Below are 18,768 nucleotides of genomic sequence, written 5' to 3'. Positions count from 1 at the left end.
TTTATATTTTCTCTCAAAGCGGGTTGTATCATGGCGCCGGGCAGAAATCAAGAGGACGAGACGGGCACAATTTTAAAGAAAATCCGGGGAACAGAGGCGCAGGGAGACATCTTCTCCGGCCAGCAGATGCTTCCGGTTGGCTGGCAGATGGATGATGGCGTTGGCTGCCTCGTTTTTGTCGGTGGGCCGGGCGGTGAGACTCTTGCCGCGCAGGCGGACCACCGCGCCTTTGAGGTTCAGCAGCCCGGTTTTTTTCAGCAGAATCGAGGTGGTGAGGGTGGCGCGCACAAGCGGCGGCAAGGGGCGTCGCTGCCCTTGCATCGCACGTAAGGCCGGCAGGATAAGCTCGTGAAACAGCAGGAAAACAGCAGGCGGCGGACCTGGCAGGGCGAAGATCGGTTTGCCGCGGTAGAGGCCGAACATGGTGGAGCGACCAGGGCGGACCGCCAGCGCCGTGTAGATAGGGTGAATCCCGAGTTTGGCAAAGGCCTGGGGCAAGAGATCGTAGTTGCCCGGCCCCATGCCGCCGGTGGTGATCACCCCCTGGGACGGACCGTGCAGGGCATCTTTTAGTAAGGCGACAATGCGGTCGCAGTCATCGGTCACCAGGCCAAAATCGCGGGAGGCCGCTCCCGCACCCTTGATGAGGGCGGCGAGCAGGAAACGGTTGCCGCCGATGATCTGGCCGGCCTCCGGGGTATCGATCGTGTCGAGCAATTCGCTGCCCGTGCAGATAATGGCCAGTTCCGGGCGTCCCACCACGGAGACTTGGGCCAGGCCGCTTTCGGCAAGGAGCGGCAGATGCTGGGGTTCGATTTTCGCCCCCGTCCGGACAATGACCTGCCTGGCGGCGAGGTCCGTGCCTCGGGCGCGAATGAAGGCACCGGGCCGGGGTGGGCTGTCCACCAGCACCACGTTCTCTTTTCTCCGGCAGTGTTCAAAGGGGACAACCTGATTTGCCCCGGGGGGCAAGGCGCCGCCGGTCATGATGGCGATGGCGCTGTTTCCGGCAAGCCTTGGCAGGTCGGTGGTGCCCGCGGCAATCTCGCCGGTTATTTTTAGGGCCACCGGTTCTGTCCCGCCGGTCAGGTTGCGGCTGTTGACGGCATAGCCGTCCATGGCGGAGCGGTCAAAGTCTGGTACCGCGCGCATTGCCTTGATGGCTTGGGCGGCAATGCGGTCAATGGCTTCCGGCAGGGGAACAGCCTCCGCGGTCAGGGCAGCGCTGTGGCTGACAATCAACCGTTGTGCTTGGGCAAGCGAGAGGATCGGCATGGCTCACACCCCCAAGGAGGCAAGACGGGCAAGGTCATGCTGGTGGTTGATGTTTTGAAAGGTGGTGAAATCCGGCAGAACCTGCAATATTTCTTCGCCTGTGACCTTGCGGATGTGCAGCTTGTCGTACAACATGCCGATCTTGCACTGATTGTGGGCGAGATGCTCCTCAATAACCGGCAGAGCTTTTTTACTGTAAACCGCGTACAGCGGCTCCGGTCCCTCGGGCAGCCAGGGCAGCACCACCTCATGGTCGCCGTCCAGTTCGCAGAGGAAACGGATCAGCTCCGGGTTGAGCAGCGGCATATCGCAGCCGCAGACAAAGGCGCGGGGCTGGGAGATCGTCCGCAGGGCGGCATGGATTCCGGCCAGGGGCCCGCAATTTTGGTACTGATCGGCCGCCATGGGCCAGCCAAGAAAACCGTAGTCCTCGGGCGTATTGGTGATGAGCAGGGTTTCCGGAAACAGCCCGGCAAGCCTGCGGGTTATGGTCTGGATCAGGGTGGCGCCTTGATGGAGGGCCAGGGCCTTGTTGCTCCCGAAGCGCGAGCTTTTGCCGCCCGCCAGAATCACCCCGGCAACCTGGGAAATCATTCCGGCGGGGCCTGGCGGATGGTGATGATAATCTCTTCGGGGTTCTGGCACCCCTTGAGCGAACAGGTCATCCCGGTGATGGCCTGGCGGAGAAAGCTCTCCACGAAGGTGTTGAGGTAGACCGGTTGGCCGTTCACCAGCAGGCTGGTTTTTTGGCGGGGAAAGGGCTTGATGAAGCGCTCCTCCAGAAAATCGGCCAGACCGACGACATCGTCCAGTCCAAAGCAGGGGAGATCTGCCGGGCAGGAGATGTCGCTGACCATGGCGACCCAGGTGTCATCCCGATCCGGCAAGGGCTCACCATGCAAGGTGCTGCGGAAGACCTCGATCTTGGGAAGATTCAGCCGTTTGTAGCCTTCGGTGATTACCAGATCAATGTCGCCGTAATAGCGGCCCACCAGCTCTTCGATGCTCAGATCCCCGTCCACATCGCGGATAATTCCCAGCCCGGTTGGGGAAGAGAGGGCCACGGTGCTGGCGCCGGCCTGTTTGTGGCGCCAGGTGTCCTTGCCGGGCTTGTCCATTTCAAAGGTGTGGACATGGTGCTTGATGGTGCCGATGCGGTAGCCGCGGCGGTGCAATTCCGGGATAAGTTTTTCAAGAAGCGTGGTCTTGCCGGAGTCGGGCTTGCCGATGAAGGCGATGACAGGGGGCATGGTCTGTGATTACCTTGGTGTTGCGGTTCAGCCCGGCGGCCAGGACATGGCCCTGCCGCCGAGAACGTGGAGGTGCAGATGGAATACGGTCTGCCCCGCTTCCGCCCCGTTATTCATGACCAAGCGGCATTGTTCCACGCCGTTTTCCCTGGCGAGTTGTGCGCCGATGCGGACGACCTTGCCGATGAGCGCCTCGTCGTCGCTTAAAACCGCGCCCGGGCCGCTGAGGTGTTTTTTGGGGATGACCAGAAAGTGCTTGGGCGCTTGCGGGGTGATGTCCCAGAAAGCGAGGATATCCTCATCTTCGTACAGTTTATTGGCAGGGATTTCACCGTTGATGATCCTGCAGAAAAGACAGGGGTTGCTCATCTGTTTCTCCTTGTTTTTAAGGGAATGATCCATCGCAGGATACTGTTCGGGCCGGGTTCTGTCAAATGTAAAGCAGGGCGACGGGCCATGGCAGGCCAGTCTCCTTGATGACAGTTTGCCCCTGTTCTGGTACTGTTACGGTGTGCTGTGTTGCATGGGAAGAGCCATGCGGAAAAAATCAAGGCACATAACCACAAATTCATCGGAAAATCGTCAGAGAGGCATGGTATGCGTCAGTTTGTTGTTGATGAGTTGAGCAAAGAGGAACAGGATAATCTGGAGTCGTATCTGAAGCGGACCTTGAAAGCAGGCGGCATGGAGGGCATGTTCTGGCTGCCGGTCCCGGAGGATTTGTTGGCCGAAGCCCAGCAGGGGCACGAGCAATGCGGCCCGTTTTTTTTCGGGATCGAGCTGGGGCGGAGCCGGTTGATCGCCGAATTTCTGGTCCGCAGCCAGAGCAACCTGCATTGCTCCTGCATCAGCTATTCCACCCCGGCCCAGCGCCAGTTCCTCCTTGGTTTTCTTGACCGGATGCTTGCGGATGAACATATCAAGGCTTAGGGGCTGATCGTGCGGAACGCCGTTTTTCTCTGTCTGCTCATGGTGTGTGTTTTCAGTTTCCAGCCCGGGTTGGGCCGGGCCGGAGGCGGGGCGGATCTTACGGAAAAACAGTTTGTCTGTCCGTTTCCGGACATGACAACCGATGTTTTGCCCCTGACCTATGCCCAGGTCCTGGAGGATGTTGTGCCTGTTTATGCTCAGCCGCAGGACGAAGCATCCGGGCTTCCCCCGGTCCGTTTTACCAGAAAGGGGTTTATGTGGGTCAGCCTCAGTGATCCTCGCCCGGTCATGGTGGACGGGCAGGGCTGGTACAAGATCAATGAACGGGAATACATGCGGGCGGACAAGCTCCGGCTGGCCAAACCCTCGGGTTTTCAAGGGGTCATGGTGCCGCGGGATTTTACCAAGAAGTTTGCCTGGATGATCTTCCACACCCGTGTTTCTCCTGGTCCAGGGGTACCTCCGGTTGAAGAGGAGGATCCGGCCGTGGTGCCTGCGAGATCCCTGGTCATTGTTCACGAGATACAGGAAGCCGAACAGCGGAAGTGGTGCCGGATCGGCACCGGCGTCTGGGTCCCCCATGCCCGCCTGGCCATGGTGATTCCCAGCCTCCGCCCGGAGGGAGTTGGGGCAGCGGAACGCTGGATTGAGGTGAATCTTACCGAGCAGACCTTATCCGCTTACGAGGGAGACCAGTTGGTTTTTGCCACCCTGATCTCTTCCGGTGATGAACGTTTTCCAACGATCAAGGGGTTGTTCCGGATTTGGGCCAAGGTCAGGATCGGCAAAATGAGCGGCGGTGAAGATGATTCGGACCGCTATTTTGTGGAAGATGTGCCATGGCACATGTATTTTTATAAATCATACGGGCTGCATACCTCCTACTGGCACGATTTTTTCGGGCTGCAAAACTCCCACGGCTGCGTGAATCTGGCGCCCAAGGATGCGCTCTGGCTGTTTGAATGGACCGGTCCGAAAAGGAACAACAAAGGGAATTGGCAGGAGGCGACCCAGGCCGATCCGGGAACGTGGGTCTGGGTGCATGAAACGCCGGTGGTGATGGGGGAATGAGGCTGCTTACTGCTGGATGACCACCTGGGTGCCAACGGTGACGACCTTGAATAATTCTTCAATGTCTTGGTTGCGTAAGGCTACGCAACCATAAGTCCAGTCCCAGGTTTCCCCCCCGCCATGGATGAAGATCTCGCCGCCCAGAGGGGTGTCCCACGGGGGGATGGATTTTTGGGAGATTCTCTCGATGATCCGGTCGTGGTCGCCCTTGGTGATGAGCTTCTGCGCAAGGCCCCGCTCGGCGTCTTCAATGCTCGGATAGCTCAAGCCCAGGGAGAGGTGGTATTTGCTGCGCGGGTTTTTCATGCAGACATAGTAGCTTCCTTCCGGGGTGCACTTGTCCCCCTGGCGGATCTTGCTGCCGACCGGGTTGAAGCCAAGTTTGACCGGGTAGGTGCGGAGCAGCTTTTCCTCGGAATAGAGGAAAAGCTTTTTTTTGGCTTTTTTGATGACGATTTTCGGAGCCTTGAGAGGAGCGGTGACCGGCAGGCCTGGGTCAAGATCTTCATCCTCCTGCGGGCCGCAGGGGGGCTCCGTAGGGATCTGGGCGATTTGTGTCGTGGGATTTGTGGCGCAACCGCTGTGCAGCAAGGAGAAAAAAAGGAGGAGCAGCACGAAGAGAAAGGCGGGCGGCAAGGATGACCTCAGAACGGAGAGGCGTGATTTCCAGATCATAGTGCGAAGTCCATCATAAGGTTAATTCGCAGACACGCTCGTGGTCTTTCCCTTGCCGGAAATTTCAGGCAAACCTAAAAAGGGCACAATGCTCATCGGCAACAAGCCTAAAAAACCATACGATATTCATAGCTAAAATGCACAGAAAAACCGGATCTTCGGCACCAAAAAAAATCCCCGGCCAATAATGGCCAGGGATTTGCTTCAGTCCGTATTGGCGGAAAAAGTCTTGCTTACCACCAGCAGATGGTCTGGTCGACGGTGAAAACCTTATCCAGCAAAGCGTCGTAGTCCGGGCTCTCAACATTGAGATCAAAGGACTCAACCTCACGACCCTCGGAGACGATCTCCACCAGTTTCTTGGTGTCGTCACTGGGTGCAGAACGATATACATTCAAGAGTTTCATCGGAACACTCCTTGTTGTTGATTGGGTAATTTCTTAGCTCTTGTCGGAGCGCAAAATGCCGTAGGGGATAATGATTTCCAGGTCGCGCAGCTGCTTGCCGATCTCCTCGAGGGTGATCTTGACCATGCCGTGGTTCTCGACATTGGCGTCCACAGTGCTGTATACCTCGCCTTCCATGTCGCGAACCCACTCGATGTTCTCTTTGTGGTAGTCGCTCAGGTCGGCAAGCTCGTTATTCATAACATAGGCATACGAGTACATGTTCTCGACGGCCAGCCCCAGCGTGGAGCGGATGCCGTCCAGGGTGTACTCCTTGTTTACCAACAGAAAACCTACTTTCTTGGACATGGTTCTCTCCTTATAAGGTCAGGTAGCATTCGTAGTCTTCGATGATTTCGCCGTGCTGGGACTGGGTGGCCATCTTCTTGGCCTCGAGACCCTTGGGGATATCGGCGGGATCATAGCCTGCGTTCTTGTAGCTGTCCACGCAGATGGACACGTCGTCCGCCAGTTCGCAGAGAGCCGGAAACTCTTTGCACTTGGTCAGATGAACGCCGAACCAGCTGAAGAAAACCTTTACCTTGGAACCCTTGGCCTTGGCGGCCTTGGTGATCCCCATGACATGGCGCATGTGCTGGGGAGAGGTAACAAAAATACCTAAACTTTTAGCCATTTCCTGTCTCCTGATGCAAAATTAAAGGCGCAGAGTTTATGTCTGCGCCGCGTCTTATGGAGTAAAAAAACTATTTTTTCTGGAGGTAGAAGCGGATGAAACCGGAATCTTCCTTCTCGCCCAGGTAGATATGGCCGGAACGGGTGCACCAGCCGGGCAGGTCGTTGCGGGAGCCGGGATCGGTGCCGAGGATCTCCAGGATCTCGCCGGCGTTGATCTTGTCCATTTCTTTCTTGGTGCGCAACAGGGGCATGGGGCAGCTCAGGCCTTTTGCATCCAGGGTGCGGGTCGGGGTGATACCATCCGGGGCTACTTTGACATCGTCGCTCATGGTTTCCTCCTTAAAAAGGTGTAGGGGTAATTTTTGCAAAGTAAAAAAATAAGCGGCAGCAGAGTTCACGCTGCGCTTTAGCTCACATCCCTCCGCGCGTTGAGGAGGATTTTTCACACAAAAAAAGCCATAGCTCTTTCATGTAACATTGGGTCTCTACCAATATTCATGGGGCATGTCAAGGGAATTTGTGAATGGCGGTTCATGAGTGGCTAGAGGGGAAAAGAGACCATTTATCAGGAGGATTAGGGGATATGTCCCTGCCGGAATCCCAGGGGATTATGGCGGGGAATGGCTGAAAAATGCTTTGCCAAACTTGACAAAATTTTATGGCGCGGGTAAAGGGGGTATCGGTACATAATCATTAGTATTCGGAAATTTTAACGGGAATTTTCTGTTTTTTTGTTGTCTGGCTTATCTTTTTGTAATCATTTGGAAAAAATGGGAAGAGGAGGTCTGGGATGGGCGAAGAAAGCGTTATGGGGAGCAAGGTCAAAGGGCTGTATAAAAAGTTGTGCAAGGACGAGTGGAATTCCATCACGTCCGGGATCATCGTTGCCTTTTTGAGTGTTTTGATTCTTGTCTGGGCAAGGCCCTGGGGCGCGGTTGGCGCCATCCGCAACTGGGGTGAGTGGATCATCTACGGTCTCGGTTTTTGGGACAAGCTGGGTCTGTGGGAAGCAGCGGCCCCCAAGAGCGCCCTGCTCGACACCGGCTCGGTGATCGGTATCGGTTTCGTGGCCGGGGCCTTTGTTTCCGCCAACCTGGGTGACAACTTCGACATCCGCATCCCGCCGGTTCTGGAGATGGTCAAGGGGTTGGTGGCCGGTGTGCTCATGGGCATCGGTTCCGCTTTCGCCGGCGGCTGTAACGTGGGCGGCATGTACAACGCCATTGGCAATTTGGCCGCCAATGGCTTTGCCATGTGGCTGGGGTTGGTGCTGGGCGTGCTTCTCGGCCTCAAATATATCTATTGGGAGATGGAGCATATCTCCTGGGGATCGGGCGGCGCCAAAACCATCGAGGTTCCGGTACCCATGCGTCGGATTCTCGGCATCCTGGGCCTGGTCGGCCTGGTGTGGGGTGCTTATGCTTATGGAGATACGGTTATCCATGTGGCCGATTACACGAACCTGGAAGAGGGCGCGGCCCTGGGTATCGCAGGTGGCTTGAGCGGTATGCTGCTCATCGCCGCCGCGATCGGCTATACCATGCAGCGTGGTCGTTGGTGCATGGTGCAGGCCTTCCGTGAGCCGCACATGACCGGCGATTACACCCTGGCCAAGGGCGTCATGGTGAGCATTCTCCTGCTTGCCGTCGGCGTCGCGGTGGTCAAGGCCACCGGTCTCCGTGAGCCGGTGCATTATGTACGCGGCACCTTCGGTTTCGGCGCGGTGTTCGGCGGCCTTATCTTCGGGTTGGGCGCCATGCTTGCGGGCGGTTGCGGTTCCGGCAGTCTCTGGCGGGTGGGTGAAGGCCAGGTCAAGCTCTGGCTGACCGTGGTCACCTTCGGCGTATCCAATGCCGTTCTGACCCCAAAATTCAAGGAGTGGGCATGGGAAGGCACTGCCGAGAAAAGCGGCGTGCTCGGCCAGTGGATTTACATGCCGGATACCTTTTTGGGATACGGCGGCACCCTGGCGGTGATCGCGCTGGCCATGTGCCTCTGGTACCTCATTGTCAGCTGGAACGAGGATACCGGCAAGCTGATGATTGAGATGTAAGATCCCATCATGCCGCTGGTCGGCATGATGTATAACAAAATCGCATTCCCTGAACGTTTCGGGGGATGCGATTTTTTTTGTCCTGCATTCCGCAGCCGGGTAGGGGCTGCGGTTATTTATCTTGACAGCGCTTTGCCTGTCGTCCTAGCATTATGGTAGGCCGTTGCTGTTTAAAAATAGCTCTACAGTTAACGATCGGGACGGCATAAGGGGCCGTACGAATGGTTTGAAATGTAAAGGTTGCTTTTTAACGGCCCCTAAGTCTCATGTCGAGGCTACCCATCTTTTCTTGTGTCCGCAGGGTGTTTCTATGGTCGAGGCGGTTTCCGGGCTGCACCAACATGTTTCCATCTCCCTGGGGCAGCTGCTGCAAAACGGTGAGATTGTCGCCATTGTCGATGATGACGCGGCAATCCGCGAGCCGCTCCGAATGTATTTTGAAGAGCACGGCCTGCCCGTGGCGGAATGCGCCACGGCGACAGAGCTCATGCAGGTGATGGGTTCCCGGAATGTGGCCCTGGTTCTTCTTGATATCGGTCTTCCGGATACCGATGGCCTTTCTCTTTTGCCCCAGATCGTAAATCAGTACCCCGATTCCGCCGTGGTCATGCTCACCGGCATCGCGGACCTGCGGGTGGCCCTGGACTGCATGCGCAAGGGCGCCACGGATTACCTCTCCAAACCGGTGCAGTTTGAAGAGATATTCCATGTGGCGCGCAAGGCCCTGGAAAAGCGGCGGCTGATTTTTGAAAACCGCAAGTACCAGGAAGAGCTGGAAGAGGCGCATTTCAGAATCCAGCTGCTGCACCAGTTGTCGTTGAAGATGAATACCGTCTATCTGAGCACCGTGGAGCTTGATCAGATTCTGCGGGCCGTTCTGGTGGGAATCACCTCTCGGGAAGGGTTGGGTTTTAATCGGGCGTTTTTGGCCATGTTCGACGACGATGGCCGTTTTTTGCGGGGGAGGATGGCCATTGGCCCGAGTTCCCGGGAGGAGGCCGGGCGGGTCTGGGGCGAGATCGAGGAGCGGGAGCTCAACTTTCTAGAGATCGTTGACAATCTCAAGGAAACCAGCAAGACCCAGGACGCCACGGTCAACAACATTGCCAGGGCTTTGGTGTTTTCGGCGGAGGACACGGGGAACATCCTGATCAGCTCTGTGCTGGGCCGGAGGAGCTTCCGGGTTTCACCGGAAAACGGTTGGGTGCCTGTGCCCTTGGAGCGGCGCAACGGGAATGGCGGCAGACGGAACAACGGGGCCAGCATGCATGAGCGTCGGGATAAGGCGGAGGAGGCTGCCCCGGCTCTTGGTGTGCCCAGGGACCTCATCAATATCCTTGACGAGGATTCCTTTGTCGTGGTGCCGCTGTACTCCCCGGGCCGTTCCTTCGGGGTAATCATTGCCGATAATTATGTGACCCGGCGGGAGATCGAGGACAGCCACATCGGTGCCCTGGAGCTTTTTGCCAGCCAGGCCAGCCTGGCCATAGAGCAGAGTCGTCTGCACAACGAACGGCAGCGCAAGATCGCCGAGCTTGAGGCGGTGAACCAGGAACTCGACCGGAGCAAGGATCTGCTGGTCGAGGCGGAGCGTTATTCCGCCTTGGGTCACATGGCGGCCCAATTGGTCCATATCATCAGAAACCCCATCACCTCCATCGGCGGGGTCTCCCGCATCCTGAGTAAAAAAAACGTCGATCCCGAGTGGGCAAAATACCTGAATGTCATTATCCACGAAACAGAGCGGGTGGAGTCCACCCTGGAGGATCTTTTTGCCTTTGTCGGCCAGAACGAGATCCATAAGGAGGAACTTTCCCTCTGTGAGGTGATCGAGAAAACCGCCCTCCTGCTCCAATCGAGCATGGCGAAACACGGCGTGACCTGGGAGATGGAACGGCCAGACTCGGGGCCGGTAATTCAGGGGGATATGCATCAGATCCGCCAGATGTTTCTCCATCTGTTCAAGAACGCGGTGGAGGCCATGGCCGATGGGGGCAAGCTGACCATTGTCGTGGCTGTTGCCGAGGGGCAAGCCATTGTCTCGATTGTCGACACCGGGCCCGGCATTCCTGAATCCTATCTGGACCAGGCCAAGGACCCGTTTTTTACCACGAAAACATATGGAACCGGCATGGGGTTGACTCTGGTTGAACGGATTGTCAGTGCCCACGGCGGCAGTTTTTCGCTCAAGCCCCACCCCGGCGGCGGTCTGGAAGTCCGGGTAGTTCTGCCTCTCCAGTAACTCCCAAGGCTGTTTCATAGATATTTTCGGCATCAGGCCGGCGAGGACGACATGAAAATCGGAGGAGACCCCTTTCTTCTCAAGGGGATACAGCTACCAGCTTCAGGGCGAAGCGAGGGCGGAGACAAGCCGCCGGGTTTGCCGGCATCAGTGTTGTTCGGCCAGGGACAGCTTGTACGGGGTGAGGTGACTGGCTTTACCCCGGATGGCAAAGTTCTGCTTGATATCGGCGGGCAGATTGTTGAGGCACGAAGCGAGGTGGCGCTTAAGCCGGGCAGCGCCCTTTGGCTTGAGGTGCAGCAGACAGAGCCTCTGTGGCTGCGGGTGGCCGATAAAAAAGGAGCGGTCCAGGAATTTCTTCGCCAGTACTGCGCCGACCCTGCCGCCATGGGCAAAGGTTTGCGGGCCTTGCTTGGACTGGCCTTTCTTGCGGACTCGGAAAAGAGTTTGCTGGATCAGGCCGGGGTTCTCCAGAATCTTGCCAATGCCGCAGTGGGGCCGGAGGCCGATCCTGGTCGGATCATGCGTTTGTTGACCATGTTGGATAGAGAGGGAACCGTGGGAAAACTCCACGAACTGGTCGCCTTGCTGGCCGAGGATCGGGGGGGAACCCTTGGTAAATCCAGCGCCGCTGGGATGCAGAAGCTCGGCCTGCTTCTGGAATTGCAGGGCGAACTCAACGCCCTGCCCGCCTCGACTCAGCAGTCGCAGTTTCTCCTTTTCCCCTGTCTCTTTGCCATGGGCGCTGGGGTGGGACAATGGCTTTTCACCCTGGACCGCGGGGAGGATCAGACGGCAACCGGCGAGGAGCCGGGTTATACGCTTTCTTTTTTTCTCGAGATGAGCCGGTTGGGGGAGGTGCAGATTCAACTCCGGGTAAAGGATCAAGCCCTGCAAGGGGAATGCGTCGTGAGCAGTGAAGCGGTGCAGGAGCATTTGGCCCCGCAACTCGGTGAGCTTGAGGAGTTGCTGGGCAAGCTCGGCTACGGGCCGGTCCATTTTTCCTGCCGGGTTGCCAAGGCCAGCATGCTGGAGTCATTGAAGACCGGCCTTGAGGCTGCGGCGCAAATGGACAGCGTCCGAATCGTTGACCTGGAGGCGTAACCGATCACAGGGCGACCCTTCTGCCGACGATTGACACGCGCATCAGTACCATCTTGTGAGTGGTTACCGCGAATCATCATGGCAGGGCTCTATTTTTCCGGGCGGTGGGGTGGTGAATTGCCTCGGAGCCATGAGGCGGCCGTGCCGAGCAGGCCGGTAAGGGCCGCGCCCAGCAAGGCGGCGCGCAGGGCGGTCAGGAAGGCTGCCGTATGCTCCGGCCGGAAGTCCCGCAGATCAAGGCCGTTGGTAAGGCCACGAAAAAACAGGGTGAAAAGCAGGGCGGCTTGGGCGATGCCCAGAAGCATACCCAGATTCCTGGCCGTGGCCAGCAGGGCTGCGGCTGCCCCTGCCTTGTCGGCTTCCACATGGCTTAAGACTGAGGCGCTGTTTGGCGAAAGAAACAGAGCCTGGCCCAACCCCACCAGCATCAACTGTCCGGCAATAACGAGCGGCGGGGTTGCAGCCTGAATTGTGGTGAGCAGGAACACCCCCAGGGTGGAGATGCTCAGACCCAGAGTGCTGATGACCCGGGCGCCGACATAATCGGAAAGCCAGCCGGCCAGGGGGGAGACCACCAGAATCGAGGAGGGGATGGCCAGCATAACCAACCCTATCCTCGAAGGCGGCAGGCCGAGAACCCGGTCAAGATGAAAGGGGATCAGCAGGATCACCCCAAAAAGGACCATGAAGGAAAGAATGGCGCTGGCTATGGCCAGGCTGAAGTGCCGGTTGCGAAAAAGTTTCATTGCCAGAAGCGGGTGGGGCAATCGGGCCTCAATGGCTATAAAACAAATCAGGGCTCCCGCTCCGGCACCGCCGGTGAGGAGCAGACGGGTGGCGGACCAGCCGGCCGACGAGGCATGGGTCAGGGTCAGGCACAGCAGGACCAGGGCGGTGGCCCAGGCGAGGCTTCCCAGCCAGTCCAACGGGCCGGTGTAATGCCGGGTTGGTCCGGGCAGGATTCGGATGGCGAGGAAGGCGAAGACCAGCCCCAGCGGGACCGTGATAAAAAAGAGGCTGCGCCAGGAGGCGAGTTCGAGCAGGAACCCTCCCAGGCTCGGGCCGCTCATCAGGCCGAGGGAAACGGCCATGCCGATCAATCCCAGGCCGCGGCCCAGCTGTTCCTTGGGGAAGGCCTCCTTGATGATCGCGGGGCCTGCGGCCATCATCATCGCCCCGCCCAGGGCTTGAGAGAATCTGGCGACAACCAGGAAGGCCAGGACCGGTGCATAGGCGCAGGCCAGGGAGCCCAGGCCGAAGATCAACAACCCCGCAGTGTATATTCTGCCCCGCCCCAGCCGGTCGGCAAGATGGCCCCAGAAGAGCAGGGAGGCGGTGATGGTGAGGAGATAGATCATCACCACCCATTGGGTATCGCTGAGCGAGCTGTGGAAATCCTTCATGATGAAGGGCAGGGCGATATTCACCATGCTGCTGTCCAGGGTGGACATGAAAACGCCGGTGGCCACGATGAGAAAGGTGGGCCATTTGTTTGCAGGGGAAGACACGGAAGGGACCTGTTGCCTCGGGAAAAAAGAGCGGAATATGCAGGCCAGACGCATTGGAGCTGGCTGATTTTTTGTGTACTGTATCGCAAGTCCGCTGATCCTGCAAAGAGGATTACTGTAAAAATGGCTTTTGTAGCGAGGCTCTTGAAAAATGCTTTATTGTGCTTCGACAGGCTTGTATGGTTTTTACAGCTCATTTCTGAGAAGCTCTAAGAAGAAGAGCCGGGGTGGAGGGACTTCGACTGGCATCTGCCGCGCTGCGGACAGACTTACTGAGAAATCTCCCACCACACCCCAAACGTCGATGAAGAATCTAGCGGCATGTGCATTGACCGCCGATTTGAACGCAAGCTAACGTCGGTGTGTGCCACCCCAGCATGATTACTTTACTTCTGGAGGCTACCATCATGCAAACCTTTCTAAACGTAGGGGTGGATGTTGCCAAAGACGCCGTTGTCGTTGCTTGTGCTGCGCAAAGCTTTCCTGTCCACAGTGTTGTCAATCAGCATGAAGTTTTGCTGGCTTGGCTGAAATCCCTGCCCGCAGGCAGCCGTATCGGCCTGGAGTCTACAGGCGGATATCACGAGTTGCTGGCTGATCTGGCGCATAGGCAAGGCTATACCGTATTTCTGCTTAACCCAATGGAGACCCGGCACTACGCCAAGGCCATGGGCAACCGCGCCAAAACCGACCGTGTCGATGCCGAACTAATCGCTCGTCTCATCGCGCAAGAGCATACTCGCCTGCGTCCCTACACGTCCCCCACGGCCAACCAGCGCAAGCTGGACCATCTGATCCGGCGGCGGGCCAAGATCGTCCGCATCAAGAGCACGCTCAAGCTGACGATGGCCAACCTGGGCGGGTTTGCCCCTGAGCTCAAGGCGGTCTTGTGCAAGCTCGACGCTTTGATTGCCAAAATCGATGTCGCCATGGCAACGATTGCTGCCCGTTCTCCGCAACACAAGGAAACGCAACAGCGGTTGCAAACCATTGTGGGGGTTGGCCCCCTGGTGGGCATGGCCTTAACCAATACGTTGGAACGAGTTCCTTTCCGCAATGCGGATGCGTTCGTCGCATTCACCGGTTTCGACCCCAGAGCAAATGACTCCGGTCACAAGGCTGGCCGTAGACGCTTGTCCAAACGCGGCCCCGGCGAATTACGCCGTCTGCTGTTTAATGCCGCGATGTCCGCCGTCAAAACCAAAGTCTGGAAACCTATTTATGAGCATTATCGCAGCAAAGGCTGGAGTACGACCGCAACGTTGGTGATCATCGCCCGGAAAATCGCCCGAGCCGCCTGGTCTATTCATCACTACCGCTCGACATTTAACCCAGAACGGCTTACAAAATGCTTGACGTAAACCATAGAATCTCAGCATGAACGGAAGAAACTATATTGATTTGAAGATGGCTACCGTTCGCCCTGAGCCTGTCGAAGGGTGCTTTCCTGTTTTTGCAAGAAGCTCTAGTGTTAACCATACTGATTTTGAGGGGGAAAATGGCTGGGACGCGAAGCGAAGAAGAGGATGAAAGGATTGCCCAGTGTGTGGCGGGTTGCAAAGATCCGGCCCTGGGCGAGATTTTGCGGACGGCGGCAAGGGCGGCCCTTGCCGCGGGCAGTGTTTTGCGAGACTTGTACGATAAGCCCCACCGGATTACCCACAAGGGGACCATTGATCTGGTCACCGAAGCGGACGTGGCGGCGGAAGAGATTGTGCTCGCCATGCTGCGGGAAGCGGGTGGCGATATCGGCTTTCTCGCGGAAGAATCCCATTCCTCCTATGCAACCCTGCCCCAGGGTCCGGTCTGGATCATCGACCCCCTGGACGGCACCACCAACTTTGCCCATGGCTTTCCTTTTTTTGCCGTGTCCATCGCCTATGCAGTGGGCACGGTCAGCAAGGTCGGCGTGGTGTACGCACCCATGCAGGATGAGCTTTTCTGCGCCTGCCTTGGCAGCGGCGCTTGGCTCAATGGTCGCCCCATCCGGGTTTCCGGGGTGGAAACCTTGCAGGACTCTCTTTTGGCCACGGGCTTTCCCTATGCCATTGCCCAGGAGGTCGAGGGGGTGATGGAGGCCCTCAAGCGCTTGTTGATGCGCTGCCAGGGGGTGCGGCGGGCCGGGGCTGCGGCGGTGGATCTCGCCTATCTTGCCTGCGGCAGGACCGATGGCTTTTGGGAGATCAATCTTAAGCCCTGGGATACCGCCGCCGCCATGCTATTGGTGAGCGAGGCCGGGGGCAGGCTGACCACCTACGATGGCAAAGGCTACACCCCCTATCTCCCGGAGGTGGTGGCGAGCAATGGCAAGATCCATGCCGAAATGGTCGGGCAATTGGCGGAGTTCACTCGGGAAAGAAAGAGCGAAAAATGAAAAGTGGTGTGGCTTTTCCCTATGAGACTCCTGCCACAATGTGGTAGCCTGTTTGGGAAGTGAGGTCGGAAAAGACCCAAGCAAGCAACTGCTTGCCCCGAAGACAAACAGAGCCGGAGAAGCGCCATGGAAGCTGAAAAGAAAATGCATTTTCATACCCGGGTAATTCATGCCGCCTTGACCCCGGGAGAGTGGCAGGGCGCCACCCTGCCTCCCATTTTCCAGACAGCGGCCCATTGTCACGAGACGGCGGAGAGCTTAAGCGAGACCTTTGCCGGGCGGACCACCGAGCATATCTACGCGCGGCTTTCCAATCCCACCAACCGGGTGCTGGAGCAGAAGCTGGCCGCCCTGGAAGGCGGACGTGGTGCGGTGTTCATGTCTTCGGGCATGGCGGCGATCACCAACGGCTGTCTGGCTCTGTTGCGGGCCGGGGACGAGTTTGTCTGCGGCAATTCGCTCTTCATGTCCACCTATGTTCTTTTTGCCAACGTCTTTAAGAAGTACGGGATCACGGCCCGCTTTGTCGAGTCCACCGATCTGGCGGCCATTGAGGCGGCGATCAACGAGAAAACCCGGTTTCTTTACCTTGAAACCATCGGCAACCCGAAGATGGATGTGCCGGACCTGGCCAAGGCTGCGCAGCTCGCCCACAGCCACGGCCTGCCCCTGGTGGTGGACAATACCCTGGCCACCCCCTACCTGTGCCGTCCCCTGGAGCTGGGCGCGGACATCGTCATCCATTCCACGACCAAATACCTCAGCGGCCACGGCGACGCGGCAGGCGGGGTGGTCATTGATGGCGCGCGCTTCGATTGGAGCAGCGAGCGTTTTGCTGATTTTGCCCCCTTTGTCGAGCGCAAGGGCGAGCTTGCCTATCTGGACCGGGTCTGGCGGGAGCTGCACATCAACTTCGGCACCACCGCGGCACCGCTCCATGCCTACCTGACCATGTTGGGGTTGGACACCCTGGCCCTGCGGATGGAGCGCCATCTGGCCAACGCCGCAAAGGTCGCCGGTTTTCTCGCCTCGCACCCCAAGGTGCAATGGGTGAATTACCCCGGCTTTGCCGACCACCCTCAGCATGCGGTGGCAAAGCAACAATTCGGGGATTTAGGCTTTGGCGGCATGTTCACCTTTGGCCTGGCGGACCAGGAGGCCTGTTTCCGTTTCATCAACAGTTTGAAGCTGATCTATCACCTGGCCAATATCGGCGACTGCAAGAGCCTGGTCATCCACCCCTATTCCAGTCAGTACCTCTCCTTTGCCGAGGAGCCGAAGCAGAGTCTGTCCATCACCCCCGATCTGGTGCGGCTCTCCGTGGGGATCGAGGCGGTGGAGGATATCGCGGCCGACCTTGCCCAGGCGCTGGCCACGATCTAGGTCATGAACCCCGCCTGCCTCGATCTGGTTCAAAAACAGTTTTTCACCTTTGCTGCGCCGCCCCACGAGCTGGTGCTCGATAGCGGCGAACGCTTGGGTCCGGTGACCATCGCCTACGAAACCCTCGGCACCCTGGCGCCGGACAAGGACAATGCCATCCTGGTGGTCCATGCGCTCACCGGGGATTCCCATGTGGCGGGCTGTTACACCACAGAGGATGCTCGGCCCGGTTGGTGGGAGATCATGGTAGGTCCCGGCAAGGCCATCGACACGGAACGCTATTTCGTCATCTGCGCCAACGTGTTGGGCGGCTGCATGGGCAGCACCGGCCCTTCCTCGACCAACCCGGCAACCGGCAAGCCCTATGGGTTGTCGTTTCCTTTGATTACCATCGGCGACATGGTGACGGCGCAAAAGGCGCTGGTCGATCATCTCGGCATCTCCCGCTTGCTCGCCGTGGTAGGCGGCTCGGTGGGCGGCATGCAGGTCCTGGCCTGGTGCGCCCGCTATCCGGAGATGGTGCGGGCGGCGATCCCCCTAGCCACCACGCCCCGGCATTCGGCCCAGTCAATAGCCTTCAACGAGGTGGCCCGGCAGGCGATCATGGCCGATCCCCATTGGCAAGGGGGCGATTATTACGGCCAGGCCAAGCCCGATCTCGGGCTGGCCGTGGCCCGGATGATCGGCCACATCACCTACCTCTCCAACGAGTCCATGCGCCAAAAGTTCGGCAGGCAGCTGCGGAGCAGGGATGCCCTTTCCTTTCATTTTGACGCCGGGTTTGAGGTGGAGAGCTACCTGCGCTACCAGGGCAACAAGTTTGTCGAGCGCTTTGACGCCAATTCCTTTCTCTACCTAACCAAGGCCGCGGATTATTTCGATCTCGATGATTACGCGACCGGCGGTGAGGCTTCGGCTTTCACGGACTCCCGCACCAGTTTTCTGGTGGTGGCCTTCACCTCGGACTGGCTCTACCCCACCGAGCAGTCCCGGGCCCTGGTGCAACTCCTCAAAAGAAACGGGTTGGATGTGAGTTTTTGCGAGATCCAGTCGGACTGGGGCCATGACGCCTTTTTGTTGCCCAACGAAAGGCTGCACGCCCTGGTGGCGGCGTTTCTCTCCCGGATTTTCCGGGAGGGGATTTCAGAGGGGGGAAGCCATGCGCTTTGATCTACAGATCATCGCCTCTTGGATCGAACCCGGTTCGCGGGTGCTCGACCTCGGCTGCGGGGAAGGAGAGCTGCTCCAGTATCTCAAGGAGCACAAAGGGGTAAAGGCTACGGGCATTGAGAAGGATGAGGCCGAGGTGGCGGTCTGCATCACCAAGGGGATTTCAGTGCTCCAAGGGGATTTCAACCTGGAGGTGGCGGATTATCCGCAGGACAGCTTCGACTACATCGTCATCAGCCAGACCCTGCAACAGGTCTACGAACCGGTCACGCTCATCGACACCCTGCTGACCATCGGCAAAAAGGTCATTGTCAGCTTTCCCAATTTCAGCTTCTGGCGGATCCGGTTGCAACTCCTCTTCGCGGGCTATGCCCCGAAGAGCACGGAGCTGCCCTACGAATGGTACAACACCCCCAACATCCGGGTGATCACCCTTCGGGATTTCCGCAATTTTGCCAGGGAAAAGGATATCGCCATCCTCAGGGAGGTGGCGATCAACACCCACCGGCAACAGGAAACGGGGAATATTGTCCGCTTCCTCCCCAACCTGCGGGCCACCTACGGCATATTTCTGATCGGGCGTGGTGATCGGGAGAATGCGGGTTGAGGGAGACAGAATGGTGCGATAGAAAAATAGGTAACAACGTTGGC

The 18,768-nt window shown here is 58.1% G+C and carries 20 protein-coding genes; 10 read left to right on the top strand and 10 right to left on the bottom strand.

The genetic code is table 11. The features are described 5' to 3' along the window. Positions 1-72 precede the first annotated feature (72 nt). From ACZ46D_RS10185 to ACZ46D_RS10170, 4 genes are read right to left on the bottom strand one after another with little or no spacing between them, the layout of a single operon-like run. Positions 73-1,275, bottom strand: coding sequence for a molybdopterin molybdotransferase MoeA (locus ACZ46D_RS10185; RefSeq protein ID WP_464927327.1), 1,203 nt, complete (start codon positions 1,273-1,275; stop codon positions 73-75). A 3-nt stretch (positions 1,276-1,278) separates the two neighbouring features. Then, positions 1,279-1,869, bottom strand: coding sequence for a molybdenum cofactor guanylyltransferase (gene mobA, locus ACZ46D_RS10180; protein WP_464927326.1), 591 nt, complete (start codon positions 1,867-1,869; stop codon positions 1,279-1,281). Continuing rightward, complete coding sequence (mobB, locus tag ACZ46D_RS10175; protein ID WP_464927325.1) at positions 1,866-2,525, bottom strand: molybdopterin-guanine dinucleotide biosynthesis protein B; 660 nt, start codon at positions 2,523-2,525, stop codon at positions 1,866-1,868. The genes mobA and mobB overlap by 4 nt, the downstream gene beginning before the upstream one ends. A gap of 27 nt (positions 2,526-2,552) precedes the next feature. Further along, the gene (locus ACZ46D_RS10170; RefSeq protein ID WP_464927324.1) at positions 2,553-2,894 is read right to left on the bottom strand and encodes a histidine triad nucleotide-binding protein; all 342 of its coding nucleotides are present in this window, start codon (positions 2,892-2,894) and stop codon (positions 2,553-2,555) included. A 228-nt stretch (positions 2,895-3,122) separates the two neighbouring features. Between ACZ46D_RS10170 and ACZ46D_RS10165 the strand changes: the two genes are divergently transcribed. Together ACZ46D_RS10165 and ACZ46D_RS10160 are read left to right on the top strand one after the other, a co-directional pair. Beyond that, positions 3,123-3,455, top strand: coding sequence for a hypothetical protein (locus tag ACZ46D_RS10165; protein WP_464927323.1), 333 nt, complete (start codon positions 3,123-3,125; stop codon positions 3,453-3,455). A 9-nt stretch (positions 3,456-3,464) separates the two neighbouring features. Continuing rightward, entirely contained in the window at positions 3,465-4,526 is a 1,062-nt protein-coding gene (locus ACZ46D_RS10160; RefSeq protein ID WP_464927322.1) for a L,D-transpeptidase, read from the top strand. A 6-nt stretch (positions 4,527-4,532) separates the two neighbouring features. Here ACZ46D_RS10160 and ACZ46D_RS10155 read toward each other — a convergent pair whose 3' ends face one another. The 5 genes from ACZ46D_RS10155 to ACZ46D_RS10135 form a co-directional block, all read right to left on the bottom strand. Further along, positions 4,533-5,201, bottom strand: coding sequence for a L,D-transpeptidase family protein (locus ACZ46D_RS10155; protein ID WP_464927321.1), 669 nt, complete (start codon positions 5,199-5,201; stop codon positions 4,533-4,535). A gap of 233 nt (positions 5,202-5,434) precedes the next feature. Beyond that, on the bottom strand, positions 5,435-5,608 hold the full coding sequence (locus ACZ46D_RS10150) for a hypothetical protein (RefSeq protein ID WP_464927320.1): 174 nt from the start codon (positions 5,606-5,608) through the stop codon (positions 5,435-5,437). A gap of 33 nt (positions 5,609-5,641) precedes the next feature. Further along, entirely contained in the window at positions 5,642-5,956 is a 315-nt protein-coding gene (locus ACZ46D_RS10145) for a hypothetical protein (protein WP_464927319.1), read from the bottom strand. A 10-nt stretch (positions 5,957-5,966) separates the two neighbouring features. Then, positions 5,967-6,281 carry a peroxiredoxin gene (locus tag ACZ46D_RS10140; protein WP_464927318.1) on the bottom strand — a complete coding sequence of 105 codons (315 nt, stop codon included), beginning with the start codon at positions 6,279-6,281 and terminating at the stop codon, positions 5,967-5,969. Between the two features lie 70 nt (positions 6,282-6,351). Continuing rightward, complete coding sequence (locus ACZ46D_RS10135; RefSeq protein ID WP_464927317.1) at positions 6,352-6,612, bottom strand: sulfurtransferase TusA family protein; 261 nt, start codon at positions 6,610-6,612, stop codon at positions 6,352-6,354. A gap of 461 nt (positions 6,613-7,073) precedes the next feature. On the opposite strand from ACZ46D_RS10135, the gene ACZ46D_RS10130 reads away from it, so the two are divergent. From ACZ46D_RS10130 to fliK, 3 genes are all read left to right on the top strand, one after another. After that, positions 7,074-8,336 carry a YeeE/YedE thiosulfate transporter family protein gene (locus ACZ46D_RS10130; protein WP_464927316.1) on the top strand — a complete coding sequence of 421 codons (1,263 nt, stop codon included), beginning with the start codon at positions 7,074-7,076 and terminating at the stop codon, positions 8,334-8,336. 310 nt (positions 8,337-8,646) lie between these two features. Continuing rightward, on the top strand, positions 8,647-10,578 hold the full coding sequence (locus ACZ46D_RS10125; protein ID WP_464927315.1) for a response regulator: 1,932 nt from the start codon (positions 8,647-8,649) through the stop codon (positions 10,576-10,578). Positions 10,579-10,629: 51 nt separating this feature from the next. Continuing rightward, positions 10,630-11,682: a flagellar hook-length control protein FliK gene (gene fliK / locus ACZ46D_RS10120; RefSeq protein ID WP_464927314.1), complete on the top strand. Its 1,053-nt coding sequence runs from the start codon at positions 10,630-10,632 to the stop codon at positions 11,680-11,682. An 89-nt stretch (positions 11,683-11,771) separates the two neighbouring features. Here the strand turns inward: fliK and ACZ46D_RS10115 are convergent, their stop codons facing one another. Beyond that, entirely contained in the window at positions 11,772-13,190 is a 1,419-nt protein-coding gene (locus tag ACZ46D_RS10115; RefSeq protein WP_464927313.1) for an MFS transporter, read from the bottom strand. Positions 13,191-13,567: 377 nt separating this feature from the next. On the opposite strand from ACZ46D_RS10115, the gene ACZ46D_RS10110 reads away from it, so the two are divergent. The 5 genes from ACZ46D_RS10110 to metW all read left to right on the top strand — a co-directional run bounded on the left by ACZ46D_RS10110 (position 13,568) and on the right by metW (position 18,724). Next, positions 13,568-14,551, top strand: coding sequence for an IS110 family RNA-guided transposase (locus ACZ46D_RS10110; RefSeq protein WP_464926747.1), 984 nt, complete (start codon positions 13,568-13,570; stop codon positions 14,549-14,551). Positions 14,552-14,688: 137 nt separating this feature from the next. Continuing rightward, positions 14,689-15,564 (top strand): inositol monophosphatase family protein, encoded by an 876-nt coding sequence (locus ACZ46D_RS10105; RefSeq protein WP_464927312.1) that lies wholly within the window; start codon positions 14,689-14,691, stop codon positions 15,562-15,564. A gap of 126 nt (positions 15,565-15,690) precedes the next feature. Beyond that, complete coding sequence (locus ACZ46D_RS10100; RefSeq protein WP_464927311.1) at positions 15,691-16,947, top strand: O-acetylhomoserine aminocarboxypropyltransferase/cysteine synthase family protein; 1,257 nt, start codon at positions 15,691-15,693, stop codon at positions 16,945-16,947. A gap of 3 nt (positions 16,948-16,950) precedes the next feature. Next, a complete protein-coding gene (gene metX / locus ACZ46D_RS10095; protein WP_464927310.1) occupies positions 16,951-18,117 on the top strand; it encodes a homoserine O-acetyltransferase MetX in 1,167 nt (388 codons plus the stop codon). After that, positions 18,107-18,724, top strand: coding sequence for a methionine biosynthesis protein MetW (gene metW, locus ACZ46D_RS10090; protein WP_464927309.1), 618 nt, complete (start codon positions 18,107-18,109; stop codon positions 18,722-18,724). Before metX ends, metW begins: the two co-directional genes overlap by 11 nt. Positions 18,725-18,768 lie beyond the last annotated feature (44 nt).

It is taken from the genome of Thiovibrio sp. Mzg5, assembly GCF_055379285.1.
Note: the sequence above shows the minus strand (reverse complement) of the source record. Positions and strands in the feature narration are given on the sequence as shown.